The organism is Xanthomonas sp. DAR 35659, from assembly GCF_041242975.1.
Lineage (GTDB): Bacteria > Pseudomonadota > Gammaproteobacteria > Xanthomonadales > Xanthomonadaceae > Xanthomonas_A > Xanthomonas_A medicagonis.
This window is the reverse complement of the sequence record NZ_CP162488.1, coordinates 3,736,410-3,753,112: the sequence shown is the minus strand read 5'-3', so window position 1 is coordinate 3,753,112 and position 16,703 is coordinate 3,736,410. Positions and strand designations below refer to the sequence as shown.

Genomic DNA, 16,703 nt, shown 5'->3' with positions numbered 1-16,703 from the left:
TGTCCAGGCGCGAGCGTCGCGCATGGCGCTGGCCGGGCATGCAATCGATGCAATGCGATTCCGGCTGCATGAGCGAAGGCTGAACGCTGCTCTGCGACGCGCGTTGTCGTGTGCATGATCGGCTGCGTGGTCGGTTACCGCTCGATGACGCAGCGTCGGCGATGCCTGCGCACCGGCGAGCGCGTGGCGCACGCAAGCGGGCATTTGCTCCAGCTTTCGCGGCGCTCTCGCTGTCGCACGTCATGCGCAAACGAGGCGCGCGCGCCGTCGCGATTTGGTAGGGTGGCCCGTTCCCTGACCTGGAGGTGGATCGTGAAGCAGTCGTCGCTGGTTGCGCTGGTGTCGTTGTGCCTGGGTGTCGTGCAACCCGCATTCGCGCAGAGCGCCGCGCCTGCCGCCGATGCCGCGCAGAAGCAGGTGGATGCGCTGTACACGCGCGCGCCCGACTCGCTGCAGCCCAAGGAGGTGGCGGAGCTGCAGAAGCGCCTGCTGGACTGGGCGCAGTTGGGACGCTATCGCGCCGACAATGCCGCGCTGGCGCCGCCGGCGGCGGGCGAGCGGCGCGTGGTGTTCTACGGCGATTCGATCACCGACGCCTGGGGCCGCATGCAGGGCACCACGTTCTTTCCGGGCAAGCCCTACGTCAACCGCGGCATTTCCGGGCAGACCACCGCGCAGATGCTGGTGCGCTTCCGCCAGGACGTGATCGACCTCAAGCCGGCCGCGGTGGTGATCCTGGCCGGCACCAACGATCTTGCCGGCAACACCGGTGTGACCACGCAGCGCATGATCGAGGACAACCTGCGGTCGATGACCGAACTGGCGCAGGCCAACCACATCAAGGTGGTGCTGGCCTCGGTGCTGCCGGTCAGCGACTACCCGTGGCGGCCGGGCCTGCAGCCGGCGCCGAAGGTGCGCGCGCTCAATGCCTGGATCCAGCAGTACGCGCAGGACCATGGCGCGGTGTATCTGGATTACCACGGCAAGCTCAGCAACCGGCAGGGCGGCATGGACAAGACGCTGGCCTACGACGGCGTGCATCCTACCGTCGCCGGCTACGAGGTGATGGCGCCGCTGGCGCAGCAGGCACTGGACCGCGCGCTGGCGCAGCCGTAACGGGGTGCGGTACAGGGCGCTCGACGCGTGCGGGTCGAGCGATCCGCAGATCGCCCCGGTGCCGCGCTACGGCGCGGTGCTGGTGGGGGGCGAGACCGCAGCCACTTCGCGGCGCAGCCAGTCGTTCACCGCTGCGTCGTCGTCGAGGCGAATGCGCGGCGCATAGGCGTGCATCGCGCCGCGCCGGCGCCCCTCCAGGCGCTGCATCGGCAGCAGCAACGTCGCGCGGCCGCTCGGCAGCGGCACGCTTTCCACTTCGGTGTAGAGCGTGTCGGCGCCGGTGGGTTGGCCGACCTGCTCCACGCCGGGACCTTCCAGCAGGCGGTCCATGAAATCCAGGCAGGCGCTGATGCAGGCGCCATCGGTGATGACGGCGATGCGTGCCGGGCCGCCGCGTGGCGGGGTGCCGATGGCCGCGTGCGGCAGCGGGTCGCGATACAGCGCCTCGCCCCGCTGCCGCGCCGCGCGCAGGCCCTCCAGCAAGTGATCGAAGCCGGACAGTTCCTGCGGGTAGCGCGCGGCGATGCGCGCGCGGCGGGTCTGCAGATTGTCGATCACGCCGTCGGAGACCCGCCACAGCGAGGCGCTGGCGCGGCGGCCATCCAGCGCCGGCAGCGCCTGTTCGCCCCAGATCGCGGCCAGCACCGCATCGCCGGGGGCGGCGGCGCCGCCACCGTTGCCGCGCAAATCCAGCACCAGCAGCGCGGGCGTGTGGTGCCGCAGCGCATCCGTCGCCGTGGCGATCGCGGCCTGGGTCGTGTCGAAGCCGGGGTCGCCGGCATAGAAGGTCGGCAGGGTCAGTTTCCAGGCCGCCGGCGTGAGGCGTTCGAATGCGCCTTGCGCGGCGGTGTCGGCTGCGGGCAGCGGCGCGCTTGCGGGCGTGGTATCGGGCGAGGCCAGCTCGATCGCAACATGCGGGTCGCCGAACGCGGCGACATAGGCCTGCATGACCTGGGCATAGCCGGCACGATCGACGATACGCCGCGCCTGGGCCTGCGCCGCGCGCGCCGCCTGCCGCGCCTGCGCGGCCAGTGCCGGGTCCACGCCGGGGGCCAGGCCCGGATGATCGGCGGCGATGCGCGCGGCGGCGAACTGCAGGTCGGCGTGCGCCACGGCGGCATCGGTCGGCGCCATGGCCAGGGTGGCTGCCAGCAGCGTTGCGATCATGTGCGTCTCCCTGTGCCCGCGGCGAGTGTCCGCCGCGCGCATCCAGGCGTGCAATAGGCCGCAAGGCAGGGGGTCTTCGTGCCGCCGGATGCCGCGCTAGGCGGTCGCGACGCGGGCGTTTCGCATAGGCGCGCCGCGGCTCAGAAACGCTCGCCGGCCGGCAGATAGCGCCATTCGCCCGGTGCCAGCTTGCCCAACGGGATGCGGCCCACGCGCAGGCGCCGCAGGCTCAGCGCCTCCAGCCCGACCTCGGCGCACATGTGCTGCAGCTGCCCGGGCTGCACGTGCTTGATCGCGAAGCGCAGGCGGTCCTCGTTCTGCCAGCTGACCTTGCACGGCGGCAGGCTGCGCTGCCGATAGGTCAGGCCGTGCGCCAGCCGCAGCATGCCGTAGGGCCGCAGTTCGCCGCGCACCTCGACCACGAACTCCTGTTCGATCGCACTCGCGTCCTCGTTCAACCGGCGCAGCACGCGGCCGTCCTGGCTCAGCACCAGCAGGCCGCTGGCCGCCGGTTCCAGCGGCAGCGGCGCCTGCAGGCGCAGGAAGTGGCGCTTCAGCACGCGCAGCTCGGTCGTATCCAGCGCGCTGTGCGTAGCCGGCCTGGCCAGGGCCAGGGCCGCGTCCAGGTCCATGCCGGCCGGCTTGTGCAGCAGCAAGGTGGCCGGTTCCGGCGCGCCCAGTTGCGCGGCGGGGTCCAGGGTCACCTGTTGCGTGGTGATCGCGGCCTGCGGTTCCTCGACCGGCACGCCGTCCACGCGTACCCAGCCGCCCTCGATGTACTGCTGCGCTTCGCCGCGCGAGCAGGGCAGCATCGCCGCCAGGTATTTGTCGAGTCGGGTGGGTGCGGACATCGGAACGGTTTCGGCGATCGGGCCGGGCAGTGTACGGGCAGCGGTCGCCGCGCGGCCATCGGTGCCGGGCGCGGCGACGCTCAGCCGTCGGTCGCGCCGGTCAGGTCGAGCTGGGTCAGGTACAGGCGCAGGTCGAATTCCAGTTGGTGGTAGTCCGGCGCGAGATGCGTGCACAACTGGTAGAAGGCCTTGTTGTGCGCGCTCTCCCTCAGGTGCGCCAGTTCGTGCGCCACGATCATCTGCAGGAAAGGCGCCGGCGCGTCGCGGAACACGCCGGCGATGCGGATCTCGCGGCTGGCCTTGAGCCGGCTGCCCTGGACGCGCGAAACGCTGGTGTGGGTGCCGAGCGCGTGCTTCACCGCCTGCAGCCGGTTGTCGTAGAGCACCTTGTGCAGCGGCTCGGCGCTGCGCATGTGGCGCTCCTTCAACGCCAGCGTGTAGTCGTACAGTTGGCGGTCGGTGCGCACCGGGTTGGGCGTGGCGTAGCGCTCACGCAGCCAGTCGCCGAGGCGGTCGCGCGCGATCAGCTCGCGGACCTGATCCTGCACATGGGGCGGGTAGCCGACGAGGTACTTCAACGGTTGCATGCGATGAGGATAACGTGGCGGGACCGGAAGGGGTGTGGCGGTTCGGGGTGGAAGCGCCAGCGTCGAGGCGAAATTTTTGCTGGACGCTGGTGTATATCAAGGCGATGACGTGGTAGTACGGTTCCCGAGATGGAAAACATACGAGAGATGATTGATCGAGCCGTCAGGAATGCGCCCGACTATTCGGCGGGCTTCTCCAAGAAGGTCGCGGCGCTCGCTCGAGGTGTCGAGGAATTGACCGGTCTCGAGGTTGTTCAGGGCGATAGCATGGATTACTGCCCTGGGCAGTACCTGCGAATCCGACTGGTGAGCCCTGCCGGCCATTCGCCAAGGATGCGGTTCGAGGCGAGATTTTACATTTCATCCAAGGCGGATTTGTTTTTCGTACATGTAAATGATGAAACGGGCAGGGTGAGAAATCATCATGGGAATAGTCATCCGCTTCCGGCTGGCGCCCTGCCGGAGGTGGCGCAGCGTGTCATTTCCAAGGTAAGGCGTTTTCTTGTTGAAAAGTCCTATCGAGAGGTGCCTTATGAGCTTTACGACAAAGAAGCTGCTGGCTGCCTGACCCAGATGGACGGTTTGCCCGCAACCATATTTGAAGCGCTGTTTGCTGAAATAGTGTAGAGGGCAATGTGTGAGTCGAAGGTGCGCAGGTGGCGCATCGCTGGGCATGGCTTGCGGCGGCAGCGGGGTATGATGCCGGTCGACGTCCTGGATCTAGCGGATTTTCCCGATGCGCAACCCCCTGCAGGAACAACTGCTCAAGGCCGGCCTGGTGAAGAAGAACCAGGTCGCGCAGGTCGCGCGCGAGCAGGCCAAGGCGCGCCACGGCAAGACCCCGCCGCCGCCCAGCGCCGAACAGGTGCAGGGCGAGCGGTTGCGGCAGGAGCGGATCGAGCGCGACCGCGCGCTGGCGGCCGAGCGCAACGCGCAGGCGCGGGCGCAGGAGCAGCGCGCGCAGGCCCGACAACTCATCGACGGCCACAAGCTCAAGGCCGACGGCGAGATCGACTTCCACTTCACCGATGCCGGCAAGATCCAGCGGCTGCGGGTGGATGCGGCGCTGCGCACGCAGTTGATCGGCGGCGCGGTGGCGATCGCGCGCCTGGACGCAGGCTATGCGGCGATTCCGCGTGCGGTGGTGGAGAAGGTGGCCGCCCGCGACCCGGACGCGATCGCGTTCGACGCGACCCTGCCCGCCGCGTCCGCCAGTGGCGAGGACGATCCGTACTACAGCCGTTTCCAGGTGCCCGACGACCTGATCTGGTAGCCCCCTGCGCATCGCGCTGCGGCCGCACCGCCGCGGCGCTGCCAGTGCGGGCATGCGCCGCGGCGGCGTTGCTGCGGTGCCGTCGTTAACGCGTAAGGGAGTGCCTGCCGATGCAGCGTCGATCTCGCGTCTTGCCGAGTGCCCTGCGTCTCGCCGTGGCTGTGTCGTGGGCGAGTACGGCCGCTGCGGCGCTCGCGGCGCCGCCCGCGACAGTGATCGACCCGCTCAGCGCGCGCGTCGAACTCGAGGATGCCGACCGCTTCGTGCAGGTCTTCGAGGTGGCGCACGGCCGCCCCAGCGCGGCGCAGTTGCAGGACGGTTACCTGACGCCCGGCGGCATCGGCGTGCGGGTGTTCACGCCCGACCGCATCGTCGATGCCGCGCATCTGGCGCGGGCCATCGCCGCCGACCCGGACAAGTACCGCCACGCGATCGCGGTGTGCCTGCCGCAGGCGCGCCAAGCCGACGCCGAGTTGCGCGCGATCTATCTGGCCTACGCCGGGTTGTGGCCGCAGGCGCGGTTGCCGCCGGTGATGGCGCTGTTCGGCGCCGGCAATTCCGCCGGCAGCGCCGATGCGCGCGCGCAGGTGATCGGCCTGGAGTCCGCGTGCGTCGGCATCGACCGACCCGAGGCCTTCCGCGCGCGGCTGCGCCACCTGTTCGCGCACGAAACCCTGCACACGCTGCAGCCGGCGCTGGCCGACGACGATCCGGCCCGCCGCGACCTGCTGGTGTGGGCGTTGCGCGAAGGCGCGGCCAATTTCGTCGCCGCGCTGGTCACCGGCGGCGATCCGGGCGGTGCCGACAACGCCTGGGCGATGCCGCAGGAAGCGCAGCTGTGGCGGCGGTTCCGCGCCGACCGGCAGACCTTGCTTGCGCATTGGCCGGTCGGTGCCGATCCCGATGCGCAAGGCCAGCAGGCCGCCTTGCGCTGGTTCTGGAACAACGGCAGCGCGCCGCCGGGCTGGCCGTCGGAACTGGGCTACTGGATCGGCCAGCGCGTGCTGCTGGCCTACTACCAGCGGCAGACGGACAAACGTGCGGCGCTGCGCACGCTGCTGGAATTGCGCGATCCGGAGCGAATCCTGCGCGACAGCGGCTACGACGGGCAGGTGCCGGCCGCGCCGCACGACTGACGCCACGACGGACGGTGCCTGTGACCCCGCGTCCGTGGACGGGCCGATGCGTGGCTCTGGCGCGGCACCGAACGGCGCCACGTAGCGGTCGAGCGCACCGCAGGCGATGGATGCGCCGACGTGGTCCCGGTGCCGCGCAGCGATGCGCGCCCCAGGCCGCATCGCCCGCCCACGATGCGTCAGACGATGGTCGGGGTGATGCCGCCATCCACCCGCAATGCCGCACCGTTGGTCGCCGCCGACAGCGGGCTGGCCACGTAGGCGACCAGGCTGGCCACTTCCTCGGGTTCGATCATGCGCTGGATCAGCGAACTGGCGCGTTCCTTGGCGAAGTATTCGCGCTCCATCTCCTGCGGCGGCATCCGCGGATCGCTGGCGACGCTGCGCATGAAGGCCTCGATGCCGGCCGAACGCGTGGTGCCCGGCAGCACCGCATTGACGGTGACGCGGGTGCCCTTGGTGGTGGCCGCCAGGCCGCGCGAGATCGCCAGTTGCGCGGTCTTGGTCATGCCGTAGTGGATCATGTTGGGCGGCACCAGCACCGCGCTTTCGCTGGAGATGAAGATGATCCGCCCCCAATCGCGCGCCAGCATGCCGGGCAGGTAGTGACGGGCCAGGCGCGCGCCGCTGAGCACGTTGATCTCGAAGAAGCGCATCCAGTCGTCGTCGCTGATCGCGCCGAAGTCCTTGGATTCGTAGATGCCCAGGTTGTTGACCAGGACATCGACCTGCGGCACCGCGGCGATGAGCGCCTGGGCGCCTTGCGCGGTGGCCGGATCGGCCAGCACGCCGCGCACTCTGCCGCCGATCGCGGCGACAGCGGTGTCCAGGGTGTCCTGGCTGCGGCCGCAGATGACGACGTCGGTGCCTTCGGCGGCGAGGGTGCGGGCGATGGCCAGGCCGATCCCGGCGGTGGCGCCGGTGACGAGGACGGTCTTGCCGTCGAGTTGCAGATCCATGGTGTTTCTCCGTGGGTAGAAGGGGGCAGCGCGACACGCTGCGGCCGTGCGGCGAGCGCGTGGCATCGCGCGGGCGCCAGGAGCGCGGGGCGTCCGAAGGTCGTGGGTGGCAGGGCGCGGCGCGCGGCGCGGCAGAGGCAAGATAGGCGCTCGCCCGGCGGTTGATAACCGGCCGTGCCCGCCTATCATTCGTGAAACGGATTCACGAATGGGCGCAATGGACAATCGCATCGGCGAAATGCAGGTGTTCCTGCGCGTGGTGGAGGCCGGCAGCTTCTCGGCCGCGGCGCGCTTGCTGCGCATGACCCCGTCCACGGTCAGCAAGCTGATCGGCCGCGTCGAGGCGCGGCTGGGCGTGCGCCTGCTCGAACGCTCCACGCGGCGCCTGGCGCTGACCGCCGAGGGCCAGGTCTACTACGCGCGCAGCCTGGCGTTGCTGGCCGAACTCGACGACGTGGAGCGCGAACTCGGCCATGGCGCGGCCAGCGCCGGCGGTAGCGTGCGGGTCAATGCGTCGGTGGCGTTCGGCGCACTCGGCCTGGAGCCGCTACTGCCCGCGTTCTGGCAGGCGCATCCGCAGATCGTGGTCGATCTGTCGCTGTCCGACGAGATGGTCGATCTGTACCTGGACCGCACCGATGTCGCATTCCGCGTCGGCGCGCTGCGGGATTCGAGCATGATGGCGCGCACGGTCGGCGTGGCGCGGCGCAAGATCGTCGCCGCGCCGGCGTATCTGGCCCGCCACGGCACCCCGCGCGGCATCGACGATCTGTCCCGGCACAGCTGCCTGGGCTTCAACTTCCGCCGCGCCGCGCCGGTGTGGCCGCTCGCGCACAGCGGCCGCATCGTCGACCGCACGGTGCGCGGCGCGCTGCTCGCCAACAATGGCGAAACGGTGCGGCGCATGGCGGTCGCCGGGCTCGGCCTGGCGCGGCTGGGCGACTATCACGTGCGCGCCGATCTGGCCGCGGGGCGGCTGGTGGAAGTGCTGCGCGAGGCGGTGGAGGGCGACAGCGAGGAGATCCACGCGCTGTACCGCGGTGGCCCGCGCTTGCCGCAACGCGTGCGCCTGTTCCTGGATTTCGTGGTGCCGCGCCTGCAGGCGTTTCTCGCGGCGGGTTAGCAGGCGGGTTAGCAGGAGCGCGCGCATGCCGGCGCGGACACATCGCATGGATCCCACACGGATGCGCCGCGCGGACGTTGCCGAGTCGCAATCCCGATGCCGATGAACGCATCGGCAATGTGAAGCCGCCCTTCATTGCATCGGCCCGCCGCGGCCGCATCATGCGGGGGAGGCAACACAGTGGAGAAAGCCATGGCGACCGGATGGGCGAACGACGGTGCGGTGCAGGACCAGATCGACGCCACCGTCGAGGATGCGATCAAGCGCGCACGCAGCCAATTGCCGCAGGGACCGGGCCTGAGCCAGTGCGAGGACTGCGATGCGCCGATTCCCGCCGCGCGGCGCAAGGCCGTGCCGGGCGTGCGTCTGTGCGTATCCTGTCAGGAAGCGCACGATCGCGCGCAGCACGAGCACAGCGGCTACAACCGCCGCGGCAGCAAGGACAGTCAGCTGCGCTAGCGCCGCGTGCGCACGCCGTATCGTGCCGCCTGTGCAGGGCGCGTCGCGCTGCCGGCGCGCGCTCAGTCGTCGTTGGCGGCGTCGCTGACCGGCGGCACCGGCCGCGAGTGCAGGGCGATGTTGAGCTGATCGACCACCATCGCCCAGTCGGCGTCGTCGAGGCGTTCCTCGCGCAGCAGTTGCGCCTGCGCCGGCGTCCAGAACGGCGCCTCCTCCAGCCGCATCGTGTCCGGCAGCGGCGAGTGGCGCGCGATGAACTGGCGGATCTCGGCTTCGCCTTGGGGCAGGCCCAACTGGGCGAACAGTTCGGCGAACGGATGGACGGGTTGTTCCATGGAGGCACCTTGAAGGAGGGGGAGGCACGCATCGCGCCGCGGCGCGTGACCGGACACCATAACGTCCCCCCGATCAGTGTCTTGTTAGGACGTGCGGATGCGTTCGGCGACGTGCGCCGATGAGATCATGCGGTGGTGTTCGCGCGGTTTCCGGACGCGCAACGATGGACCCGATGGACGCGCCGCGGGTCGCGCGGCCTCACCCGAGTCCGGGCGGCACCGGATGCCCGCGCCAGCGCCGCGTGCTGCGCTGGAAGAACAGGCTGTTGGGAATCTGCAGCACGCTGCCGCCATCCGCGTCGCCGGGTTCGCGCAGCGTGGTGTAGATCAGGTTGATGTCCACTACCTGGCCCTTGAGTCCGGGCTTTTCGCCGTTCTCGAGCAGTTCGATGTGGTCGTACAGGCGAAACGGCCGCGTGGTGAAGATCAGCAGCGTGCAGAAGATGTTGGACAGCACGCTCCAGGCGGCGAAGAACGCCACCGCGCCGACGGCGGCGAAGCCGGTGAACGCGGTCCACAGCACGGTGCCGGACACGCCGAGCCGGTCGAGGATCATCAGCGCCGCCGCCGTGTAGATCACGAAGCCGCTGCCGCGGCGCGCCATCATCACCAGTTCCGGCGGCAACGCGTAGCGTTCGCCGAGGCGCCGCACCAACCGCCGCAGCACGGTGCGCAGCAGCCACGCGGCGAGCACGATCAGCGCGATCTGCGCCCCCGGCACGATCAGGTCCAGCCAGCGGTGGACCCAGGGCGGCAGCATGGCGTGGAACGAGGACATCGGCGTGGTCGTAGGGCGGGGGGAGGCGATGGTCGCAATCGTGGCCGCGTGGGGCAAGTGCGGCCGGCCCCCGGTCGGCGGCAACGTCGCGCGCTCGCGCCCGCGTCTATGCGTCGCGTTCCAGGCTGTCCCAACGTTCCGCGGCGATCGCCGGCAACGCCTCCAGCGCCGGCCTGGCGAACAGGAAGCCCTGGAACAGGCCGATGCCCAGTGCGCGCAGCGTGCGGTACTCGGCGGCCGTCTCCACGCCTTCGGCGAGCACCCGGCAGCCCAGCGCCGCGGCCATGCCGACGACGCCGGCGACGATGTGTCGCCGGGGCGCGTCGGCGTCGATGCCGCGGATCAGCGCCATGTCCAGCTTGAGCAGGTGCGGCTGGAAATCGGCGAGCAGATTCAGCCCGGAGTGGCCGGCGCCGAAATCGTCGATCGCGGTCAGGAAACCGCGCTGTGCGTAGTCGCGCAGGATCCGCACCACCTTGGGCAGGTCGTGGATGCGCTCGGATTCGCTCATTTCGAAGATCAGCTCGCCGGTCGGCACGCCGTAGTGCTCGGCCGCGGCCAGGGTCAGGCGAATGCAGGTGGCCGGGTCATAGACCGCATTGGGAATGAAGTTGATCGACAGCCGGGTGCGCAGGCCCAGCCGCGCGGCGGTGGCGATCGCCTGCACCCTGCAGGTCTGGTCGAAGCGGTACAGCTGCTGCGGGCGTACCCGTGCCAGCACCGTGGCCGCGTCGCTGCCGTCCTCGCCGCGCACCAGCGCCTCATAGGCGTAGATCGCGCGCGCGTCGGCGTCGACGATCGGCTGGAACGCCATGCGGATGCCGAAGTCGAGCGGCTCGCCGCCGCGGCAGTTGCCGCAAGCCGGCTGGCCGAGTTCGGCGGAGAGGGAGCGCAGGAGCATGCCGTGCGTCGACCGCGGAGGAGGAAGGGAGTATCGGCCAGCACGCCATCGGCGCCGTGAAGACGGCGCCGATGGCGGCTGGGACGCGGGCTCAGCCGGCTTCGGCTTCGTCCACTTTCTTCAGCACGCGGGTGGTGCCGAGCACTTCGACGCGGCCGCCGGCCTTGCGGAACGCGGCCATGTCGGCCTCGATGCGCTCTCGGCTCAGGCCTTTCTGCGCCTTGTCGGCGCCGGCGCCGCTGCGGGCGGCCTTGGCGGTCGGTGGCGGGGTCTTGCTGGTGGGACGTGCCATGCGGGTCTCCTGGGAAGTCAGTACATCGTCAGCGGAATGCCACGCGCCAACTGGTCGTGGTGGATGCGGCGGATGTCGCGGCAATACGGGCCGTCCATCGCGAACGCGCGGCACACCGCCGGGCGCTGTGCGTAGATCGAGCAGCACATGCGGCTGCTGTCCACGGCCACGCACCAGCCGTCCTCGTCGCGCGCCATCACGTGCAGGCCGTTGGCGGTGTACTCGGTGTAGTGGTCGGGTACCTGGTCCTCGGGCATCAGCAGCACGGTCAGCCGGCAGCAGATCGCATCGCAGCGATCGCAGGTGGCGGTCGTGTCGGCCTTGGCGCAGGGCGTTGCCGGTCGTGCGCTCAAGCGGCGTCACCGGCGCGCGCGAGGCGCAGCATGCCGCCTGCGGCCGCGGTCCGGAAGCTCGGTCGACGCGGAGTGCTGGAGCGTGGGCGGCGAATGCAGGCGATCGTCCTGGCCGCGCAGGGCGAACATGTGAAGCTGAAGCGGTAGCCGGACACGGGCGCTCCCGGTGGATCCGACCCGGGCGGGAAGGAGGCTGGCGCGAGAAGAGGGGCGAGTCGGGCGACGGAAACGGCCGGACGAGACGCGGGTAGGAACGTGACGCTGAAGCGTGAGCCGGGATGTTACGCCAATCGCGCCTCTTGCGCATGAACGAATCCTGCGCTAGCGATCGCGCAGTGCGCCAGGGAGGCATCGCGATGGCGCTGGGGCCGCGTTCCCGGTGGCCGTCGCTACCCGATCGTTGGGCCCCCGCGGCGGCGCGCGATGCGCAGGGCCGCGTGCGAACGGCCCTGGCTCAGCGTTGCGCGGCCGCCAGCGCCAGGCCCTGGACCACGCCGAACGAGGGATCGCCGTGCACCAGGCGCGCCTGCGGGAAGGCGGCGGCGACCACCTGCCGGAGGTAGCCGGCGCGCGACATGCCGCCGGTCAGGAACACCGCCGCCGGATCGCGGCCGATGTCGCCGCGGACCTGTGCGAGCAGTTCGCCGAGCGCCTCCAGGTAGCTGCGCGCGGCCTGGGTCAGCTCGTCGGCGCGGATCCGCACGTGCAGCCCGGCCTCGATGTAGTCCAGCGTCTCCGCGTGCTGCGCGTTGTCGCTGAGGCCGATCTTGCTGCGTTCCACCGCGCGGTACAGGCGCGCGGTGTTGCCGGTGTCCTGCAACGCCCGCAGGCGGGCGTCGTACGGGGCCGGCACCGCGTCGTAGCGGTGCTGGCGGAAATCGCGCTGGCGGGTGGTGTCCTGCACCATCGCCGCCTCGACGTAGTGATGCGCCGGGACGCGCGTGCTGCCGCGGCCGAACAGCGGCATGTAGCTGGCCAGGCTCAGCGCCAGGTCGATGTCGGTACCGCCACGGGCGATGCCCCAGGCGCGGTGCACGTCGGGCGCGCCGTCGCCGCCGACGCTGGCATGGGCGATGTCGGTGGTGCCGCCGCCGATGTCCACCACCACCGCGTCGTGGCGCTTGCGGCTGCTGGCGTGATAGTGCATCGCCGCGGCGGCGGGCTCTTCCAGGAATGCGACATCGTCGAAGCCGGCGGCGAGCGCGGCGCTGTGCAGGATCTCCAGCGCTTGCGCGTTGCCTGCCTCGCCGATCGAACTGCGGAACTGCACCGGCCGCCCGAGCAGGGCGCTGCGCACCTGCACGCCGAGCTGCTGCGAGGCGGTCAGGCGGATGTGCTCGAGGATGTGCGTGGCGATGCCGGTGATGGTCTGTTTGGCGCGCGGATGCAGGTTGTAGCCGAGCATCGACTTCGGGCTCTGCACCAGGCTGCCTTCGCCTTCCAGGAAATACGCGTCCAGCGCCGCGTCGCCGTAGACCGCGTTCTGCAGCAGCGCCGCGGAACTGCGCGGCTCGCGCATCTGCGCTTCCATCCATTGCCGGCGCACCACGCGGATCGCGTCGCGGCGCAGGTCTTCGCGGCTGCGCTCGCGTCCGGCGGCGGCCGCATCGCGCCGCCCGGCGTCGATCAGGTCCTCGACCTGCCGTTCCAGCGCCGGCGTCAGTTCGAAATCGGACGGGTCGCGCATCACCTCGGGGAAATACACCGTGGTGCGGAACTGCTGCTGGTCGCCGAAGTCGATCGGCACCACGCGGCCGTCGATCGCCGCGGCGGCGGCGGAGTTGCTGGTGCCGAAATCGATGCCGAGTCTCATGGCGCTGCGGGGCCGGGCAGGGGGCCGCGCACTGTGCGGCAAGCGGCTGCGCGGCGCAAGCTGCCGCAAACCAGGCACGCGCGAGGCGCTGCGGCGGCGCGCGTCGTCGCAGCGCACCTCGCCCGAAACGCACGAGGCCCGCATGGCGCGGGCCCCGTGTTCTCCAGCGTTGCCGCGGCGGCTACAGCGCCGCGCCGGCGTGGCCCTGGTTCTTCTCCTGCTCGGTGGCCTCGCGCACGCCGGCCACTTCCACCGCGAAATGCAGCACCTGGCCGGCCAGCGGATGGTTGCCGTCGATGGTCACCAGCTCGGGGCCGACCTCGACCACCGTGACCAGCAGCGGGCCCTGGTCGGTCTGCGCCTGGAACTGCATGCCGGCGGCGAGTCCATCGGCATCCGGGAACGAACTGCGCGGCACCTGCTGCTGCAACTGCTCGTGGCGCGGGCCGTAGCCTTCGGCGGGAATCACGTCGACCTGCACGCGCTCGCCCGGACGCTTGCCGGTCAGCGCGTTTTCCAGGCCGGGCACGATGTTGCCGGCGCCGTGCAGGTAGCTCAGCGGGTTGTCCGGCGCGGACTGGTCGATGACCTCGCCGGCATCGTCGGTTAGGGTGTAATGGATGGTGGCGACAAGACCGTTGGCGATCTCCATGGGAAACCTCATGCAAGGAAGGAAGGGGGGATACGCCGGCACAGTCACAGCGCGATGGGAGGTGCTACCCGGCTACCCTAACGAAAAGCGGCGGCGGATCGCAAGTCGCCGCGCCGCGCTCGCATTCAGGCTCGCCGCGGCGCGTGCAGCGCGTTGCGCCGCGCCTGCCAGGCGGCGGGCGTCTGCGGTTTGACGAACAGCGCTTGCAGTTGTGGATGTTGCGCGCGCGCGGCGCGTTCGATGCGCTCGATGCAGGCCTCGATCTGCGCGGTGCTGCGCTGGTCCTCGAATTCGGCGCTGAGCGCGGCGACCACCTGCTCCGCGCCCATCTGCACGCTGAGCACGCCGTTGACCGCGCGCACGTCCGGATCGGCGGCGGCGATGCGACGCAGCGCCTCGCTCAAGGCGCGCGCCGCCGGCTCGCCGATCAGCAGGCCCTTGGTCTCGCGCGCCAGCAGGAAGGCCGAGCAGGCCAGCACCGCGGCGATGCCGATCGACGCCACGCCGTCCAGTTCCGGCATCTGCAGCCATTGCGCGGCGAGCAGGCCGAGCAGGGCGATGACCAGACCGATCAGCGCGGCGCTGTCCTCCAGCAGCACGGTGAACAGGCTCGGATCCTTGCTTTCGCGAAACGCCTGCACGTAGCCCATGGCGCCCTTGCGCGCGCGGAACTCGCGCAGCGATACCCACCACGAGCCGCCTTCGAACAGCATCGACAGGCCCAGCACCACGTAGTTGAGCGTATGGCTGGTGGCCGGTTGCGGATGGCGCAGATGGGCGATGCCCTGGTACAGCGAGACGCCCGCGCCGAGCGCGAGCACCAGCAGGGCGACGATGAAACTCCAGAAGTACAGCTCGCGCCCGTAGCCGAACGGATGGCGCGCGTCGGCGGGCCGCGCGGCGCGGCGCAGGCCGTACAGCAGCAACAGTTCGTTGACCGTATCCACCAGCGAGTGCACGCCTTCGCTGAGCATCGCCGAACTGCCGGACAGCGCGGCGGCGACGAACTTGGCGATGGCGATGGCCAGGTTGCCGGCGAGCGCGGCGTAGATCGCAAGGCGGGAGCCGGAAGCGGCGGACATGGGAATTCCTGTGCGGGAACGGCGCGCGCCGGGGCGCGGCGGCGCTGCGGAGCGGGCGGCTACAATAGGCGCCCTCCCGTCGTCGCCGTATCAAGGAACGCCATGTCCGCCGCACTCGCCTGTCCGCAATGCACGCTGCAGAACACCTATGCCGACGGAGGGATGTGGATCTGCGCCGATTGCGGCTACGAGTGGCCGCAGGCGGCGGACGCCGCGGTGGCGGCGACGGTGGTGCGCGACAGCAACGGCAACGTGCTGCAGGCGGGCGACACGGTGGTGGTGATCAAGGACCTGAAGGTCAAGGGATCGTCGATCCCGCTCAAGCAGGGCACGGTGATCCGCGGCATCCGCCTGGTCGAGGACGATGCCGAGCACATCGAGGGCAACTCTGACAAGATCAAGGGCCTGGTGCTGAAGACCTGCTTCCTGCGCAAGGCCTGAGCCTGCGCGCGGGCCAGGCGCACCGCAGCCGGGCGGCGCGTGGCGCGCGCACCGTTCATTGCGCCATGCCGCGCAGGCTGGCGTAGACCGCGTCGCGCAGCTCGACCACGAACGCGCCGGACATGCCTTCGTACAGCGTGTTGGTCAGCGCCACCACGCTCAGTTGCCGCGCCGGATCGACGAACCAGCTGTGGCCGTAGGCGCCGCCCCAGCGCCAGGTGCCCGGCGCTTCCGGGGTCGCGGTCGGCGCGGGGTCGCGCAGCACCGCAAAGCCCAGGCCGTAGCCCCAGCCCGGCCCGTCAGGCGGACCGAACTCGCCGGTCTGCGCGCGTCCCATCTCGGCGACCAGATCCGCCGGCAACAGCGGCGCGCCGCCACCGCGCAGCGTCTCCAGCAGACGCAGCACGTCGCCGGCGCTGCCGACCATGCCGGCGCCGCCGGAGGCGAACGCATCGCGGTCCAGCGCGCGCGAGGGATGGAACACGAGGCCGGCGACGCCGGGCTCCGGCGCGACCACGTCGCCTTCGCCCAGGCGGTGCGGCATCGGCACGTCGCTGACGTAGGGCACCGCCAGCTCGGCGGCGTCCTCGGCGTGGAAGGCGGTGGCGCGCATTCCCAGCGGGGCGGTGACCAGCTCGTGCACCAGCTGCGGCAGCGGCTGGCCGCTGGCGGCCTGCAGCACCGCGCCGGCGACGTCGATCGACAGCGAGTAGCCCCAGCCGCTGCCCGGCGCGTACTGCAGCGGCACCTGGGCGAGACGGCGCAGGTTGTCCTCCAGGCTCAGGCCGCTGCGGTCCAGGCCGTCGGACACGCCGGCCCGCGCATGCGCGCCATCGGCCGGTTCCAGGAAGCGATAGCCGAGCCCGGCGCTGTGGCTGAGCAACTGACGCAGGCTGATGTCAGGCACGCGTCCATCGGCCAGTGCCGGGCGGAACCACGGCAGCCAACGCGCGATCGGCGCATCCAGGTGCAGGCGGCCCTGCGCGACCAGCGCCAGCGCGGCGGTCGCGACGATCGGCTTGCTGACCGAAGCCAGGCGGAACGGCGTGTCCTCGCGCATCGGCCGTTGCGCCTCGCGGTCGGCCCAGCCGGCGGCGCGGCGATAGACGCAGCGGCCGCGGTGCGCGACCAGCACAACCACGCCGACCAACCGTTGCTGGCGCAGCGCGGCGTCGATCGCGGCATCCAGCGGCGCCGCCTGCTGCGGCGGAAGCGTCGTTGCGGCGGATGCGGATGGGGGAGCGGGCATGGGGGCGTGGGCGCGGCTGGCGGGAGCGGTGCGGCGATGCGGGGCGATGGCGCAACGAGGATGCTCCGGGACGCCGCCCTCGGCAATGCGGCGTGCGAACCACCATGCGGGCCGCATGCGCCGACCTTGCCGGCGC

General features: G+C 70.8%; 20 protein-coding genes. 7 read left to right on the top strand and 13 right to left on the bottom strand.

What is annotated here, in order from left to right; genetic code table 11:
* Positions 1-312 precede the first annotated feature (312 nt).
* Positions 313-1,116 carry an SGNH/GDSL hydrolase family protein gene (locus AB3X07_RS15665; protein ID WP_369939516.1) on the top strand — a complete coding sequence of 268 codons (804 nt, stop codon included), beginning with the start codon at positions 313-315 and terminating at the stop codon, positions 1,114-1,116.
* A 66-nt stretch (positions 1,117-1,182) separates the two neighbouring features.
* Here AB3X07_RS15665 and AB3X07_RS15660 read toward each other — a convergent pair whose 3' ends face one another.
* The 3 genes from AB3X07_RS15660 to AB3X07_RS15650 all read right to left on the bottom strand — a co-directional run bounded on the left by AB3X07_RS15660 (position 1,183) and on the right by AB3X07_RS15650 (position 3,721).
* A complete protein-coding gene (locus tag AB3X07_RS15660) occupies positions 1,183-2,283 on the bottom strand; it encodes a S41 family peptidase (protein ID WP_369939515.1) in 1,101 nt (366 codons plus the stop codon).
* A gap of 140 nt (positions 2,284-2,423) precedes the next feature.
* Positions 2,424-3,134 (bottom strand): rRNA pseudouridine synthase, encoded by a 711-nt coding sequence (locus AB3X07_RS15655; protein ID WP_369939514.1) that lies wholly within the window; start codon positions 3,132-3,134, stop codon positions 2,424-2,426.
* Between the two features lie 80 nt (positions 3,135-3,214).
* Positions 3,215-3,721, bottom strand: coding sequence for a YgjP-like metallopeptidase domain-containing protein (locus tag AB3X07_RS15650; RefSeq protein ID WP_369939513.1), 507 nt, complete (start codon positions 3,719-3,721; stop codon positions 3,215-3,217).
* Between the two features lie 129 nt (positions 3,722-3,850).
* Between AB3X07_RS15650 and AB3X07_RS15645 the strand changes: the two genes are divergently transcribed.
* The 3 genes from AB3X07_RS15645 to AB3X07_RS15635 all read left to right on the top strand — a co-directional run bounded on the left by AB3X07_RS15645 (position 3,851) and on the right by AB3X07_RS15635 (position 6,130).
* Complete coding sequence (locus tag AB3X07_RS15645) at positions 3,851-4,348, top strand: hypothetical protein (RefSeq protein ID WP_369939512.1); 498 nt, start codon at positions 3,851-3,853, stop codon at positions 4,346-4,348.
* 109 nt (positions 4,349-4,457) lie between these two features.
* Positions 4,458-4,994 (top strand): DUF2058 domain-containing protein, encoded by a 537-nt coding sequence (locus tag AB3X07_RS15640; RefSeq protein ID WP_369939511.1) that lies wholly within the window; start codon positions 4,458-4,460, stop codon positions 4,992-4,994.
* A 212-nt stretch (positions 4,995-5,206) separates the two neighbouring features.
* Positions 5,207-6,130, top strand: a complete 924-nt coding sequence (locus AB3X07_RS15635) for a hypothetical protein (protein WP_369939510.1) — start codon at positions 5,207-5,209, stop codon at positions 6,128-6,130.
* A gap of 179 nt (positions 6,131-6,309) precedes the next feature.
* Here the strand turns inward: AB3X07_RS15635 and AB3X07_RS15630 are convergent, their stop codons facing one another.
* Positions 6,310-7,089 (bottom strand): SDR family NAD(P)-dependent oxidoreductase, encoded by a 780-nt coding sequence (locus tag AB3X07_RS15630; RefSeq protein WP_369939509.1) that lies wholly within the window; start codon positions 7,087-7,089, stop codon positions 6,310-6,312.
* A 217-nt stretch (positions 7,090-7,306) separates the two neighbouring features.
* Between AB3X07_RS15630 and AB3X07_RS15625 the strand changes: the two genes are divergently transcribed.
* Positions 7,307-8,212 carry a LysR family transcriptional regulator gene (locus tag AB3X07_RS15625; protein ID WP_369939508.1) on the top strand — a complete coding sequence of 302 codons (906 nt, stop codon included), beginning with the start codon at positions 7,307-7,309 and terminating at the stop codon, positions 8,210-8,212.
* A 192-nt stretch (positions 8,213-8,404) separates the two neighbouring features.
* Positions 8,405-8,671, top strand: a complete 267-nt coding sequence (locus tag AB3X07_RS15620) for a DksA/TraR family C4-type zinc finger protein (RefSeq protein WP_369939507.1) — start codon at positions 8,405-8,407, stop codon at positions 8,669-8,671.
* Positions 8,672-8,733: 62 nt separating this feature from the next.
* On the opposite strand, the gene AB3X07_RS15615 is transcribed toward AB3X07_RS15620, so the two are convergent.
* From AB3X07_RS15615 to AB3X07_RS15580, 8 genes are all read right to left on the bottom strand, one after another.
* Positions 8,734-9,006, bottom strand: coding sequence for a DUF2789 domain-containing protein (locus AB3X07_RS15615; RefSeq protein WP_369939506.1), 273 nt, complete (start codon positions 9,004-9,006; stop codon positions 8,734-8,736).
* Between the two features lie 199 nt (positions 9,007-9,205).
* Entirely contained in the window at positions 9,206-9,784 is a 579-nt protein-coding gene (locus AB3X07_RS15610; protein ID WP_369939505.1) for a mechanosensitive ion channel domain-containing protein, read from the bottom strand.
* Positions 9,785-9,890: 106 nt separating this feature from the next.
* Positions 9,891-10,685 carry an EAL domain-containing protein gene (locus AB3X07_RS15605; RefSeq protein ID WP_369939504.1) on the bottom strand — a complete coding sequence of 265 codons (795 nt, stop codon included), beginning with the start codon at positions 10,683-10,685 and terminating at the stop codon, positions 9,891-9,893.
* A 91-nt stretch (positions 10,686-10,776) separates the two neighbouring features.
* A complete protein-coding gene (locus AB3X07_RS15600) occupies positions 10,777-10,977 on the bottom strand; it encodes a hypothetical protein (RefSeq protein ID WP_369939503.1) in 201 nt (66 codons plus the stop codon).
* Positions 10,978-10,994: 17 nt separating this feature from the next.
* Positions 10,995-11,330, bottom strand: coding sequence for a YkgJ family cysteine cluster protein (locus tag AB3X07_RS15595; RefSeq protein WP_369939502.1), 336 nt, complete (start codon positions 11,328-11,330; stop codon positions 10,995-10,997).
* A gap of 454 nt (positions 11,331-11,784) precedes the next feature.
* Positions 11,785-13,143 (bottom strand): Hsp70 family protein, encoded by a 1,359-nt coding sequence (locus AB3X07_RS15590; RefSeq protein WP_369939501.1) that lies wholly within the window; start codon positions 13,141-13,143, stop codon positions 11,785-11,787.
* A gap of 181 nt (positions 13,144-13,324) precedes the next feature.
* On the bottom strand, positions 13,325-13,795 hold the full coding sequence (locus tag AB3X07_RS15585) for an FKBP-type peptidyl-prolyl cis-trans isomerase (protein WP_369939500.1): 471 nt from the start codon (positions 13,793-13,795) through the stop codon (positions 13,325-13,327).
* Positions 13,796-13,920: 125 nt separating this feature from the next.
* Complete coding sequence (locus AB3X07_RS15580) at positions 13,921-14,877, bottom strand: cation diffusion facilitator family transporter (protein WP_369939499.1); 957 nt, start codon at positions 14,875-14,877, stop codon at positions 13,921-13,923.
* Positions 14,878-14,979: 102 nt separating this feature from the next.
* On the opposite strand from AB3X07_RS15580, the gene AB3X07_RS15575 reads away from it, so the two are divergent.
* Positions 14,980-15,318, top strand: coding sequence for a zinc ribbon domain-containing protein YjdM (locus AB3X07_RS15575; RefSeq protein ID WP_369939498.1), 339 nt, complete (start codon positions 14,980-14,982; stop codon positions 15,316-15,318).
* A gap of 55 nt (positions 15,319-15,373) precedes the next feature.
* On the opposite strand, the gene AB3X07_RS15570 is transcribed toward AB3X07_RS15575, so the two are convergent.
* Positions 15,374-16,567: a serine hydrolase domain-containing protein gene (locus tag AB3X07_RS15570; protein WP_369939497.1), complete on the bottom strand. Its 1,194-nt coding sequence runs from the start codon at positions 16,565-16,567 to the stop codon at positions 15,374-15,376.
* Positions 16,568-16,703: the final 136 nt, after the last annotated feature.

Excerpts from the sequence above, each read along its gene's own strand:
- AB3X07_RS15585 (WP_369939500.1), bottom strand. The coding sequence starts at position 13,795 with ATGGAGATCGCCAACGGTCTTGTCGCCACCATCCATTACACCCTAACC.
- AB3X07_RS15630 (WP_369939509.1), bottom strand. The coding sequence starts at position 7,089 with ATGGATCTGCAACTCGACGGCAAGACCGTCCTCGTCACCGGCGCCACC.
- AB3X07_RS15625 (WP_369939508.1), top strand. The coding sequence starts at position 7,307 with ATGGACAATCGCATCGGCGAAATGCAGGTGTTCCTGCGCGTGGTGGAG.
- AB3X07_RS15580 (WP_369939499.1), bottom strand. The coding sequence starts at position 14,877 with ATGTCCGCCGCTTCCGGCTCCCGCCTTGCGATCTACGCCGCGCTCGCC.
- AB3X07_RS15650 (WP_369939513.1), bottom strand. The coding sequence starts at position 3,721 with ATGCAACCGTTGAAGTACCTCGTCGGCTACCCGCCCCATGTGCAGGAT.
- AB3X07_RS15645 (WP_369939512.1), top strand. The coding sequence starts at position 3,851 with ATGGAAAACATACGAGAGATGATTGATCGAGCCGTCAGGAATGCGCCC.
- AB3X07_RS15610 (WP_369939505.1), bottom strand. The coding sequence starts at position 9,784 with ATGTCCTCGTTCCACGCCATGCTGCCGCCCTGGGTCCACCGCTGGCTG.
- AB3X07_RS15655 (WP_369939514.1), bottom strand. The coding sequence starts at position 3,134 with ATGTCCGCACCCACCCGACTCGACAAATACCTGGCGGCGATGCTGCCC.
- AB3X07_RS15640 (WP_369939511.1), top strand. The coding sequence starts at position 4,458 with ATGCGCAACCCCCTGCAGGAACAACTGCTCAAGGCCGGCCTGGTGAAG.
- AB3X07_RS15660 (WP_369939515.1), bottom strand. The coding sequence starts at position 2,283 with ATGATCGCAACGCTGCTGGCAGCCACCCTGGCCATGGCGCCGACCGAT.
- AB3X07_RS15615 (WP_369939506.1), bottom strand. The coding sequence starts at position 9,006 with ATGGAACAACCCGTCCATCCGTTCGCCGAACTGTTCGCCCAGTTGGGC.
- AB3X07_RS15570 (WP_369939497.1), bottom strand. The coding sequence starts at position 16,567 with ATGCCCGCTCCCCCATCCGCATCCGCCGCAACGACGCTTCCGCCGCAG.
- AB3X07_RS15620 (WP_369939507.1), top strand. The coding sequence starts at position 8,405 with ATGGCGACCGGATGGGCGAACGACGGTGCGGTGCAGGACCAGATCGAC.
- AB3X07_RS15590 (WP_369939501.1), bottom strand. The coding sequence starts at position 13,143 with ATGAGACTCGGCATCGATTTCGGCACCAGCAACTCCGCCGCCGCCGCG.
- AB3X07_RS15605 (WP_369939504.1), bottom strand. The coding sequence starts at position 10,685 with ATGCTCCTGCGCTCCCTCTCCGCCGAACTCGGCCAGCCGGCTTGCGGC.
- AB3X07_RS15575 (WP_369939498.1), top strand. The coding sequence starts at position 14,980 with ATGTCCGCCGCACTCGCCTGTCCGCAATGCACGCTGCAGAACACCTAT.
- AB3X07_RS15600 (WP_369939503.1), bottom strand. The coding sequence starts at position 10,977 with ATGGCACGTCCCACCAGCAAGACCCCGCCACCGACCGCCAAGGCCGCC.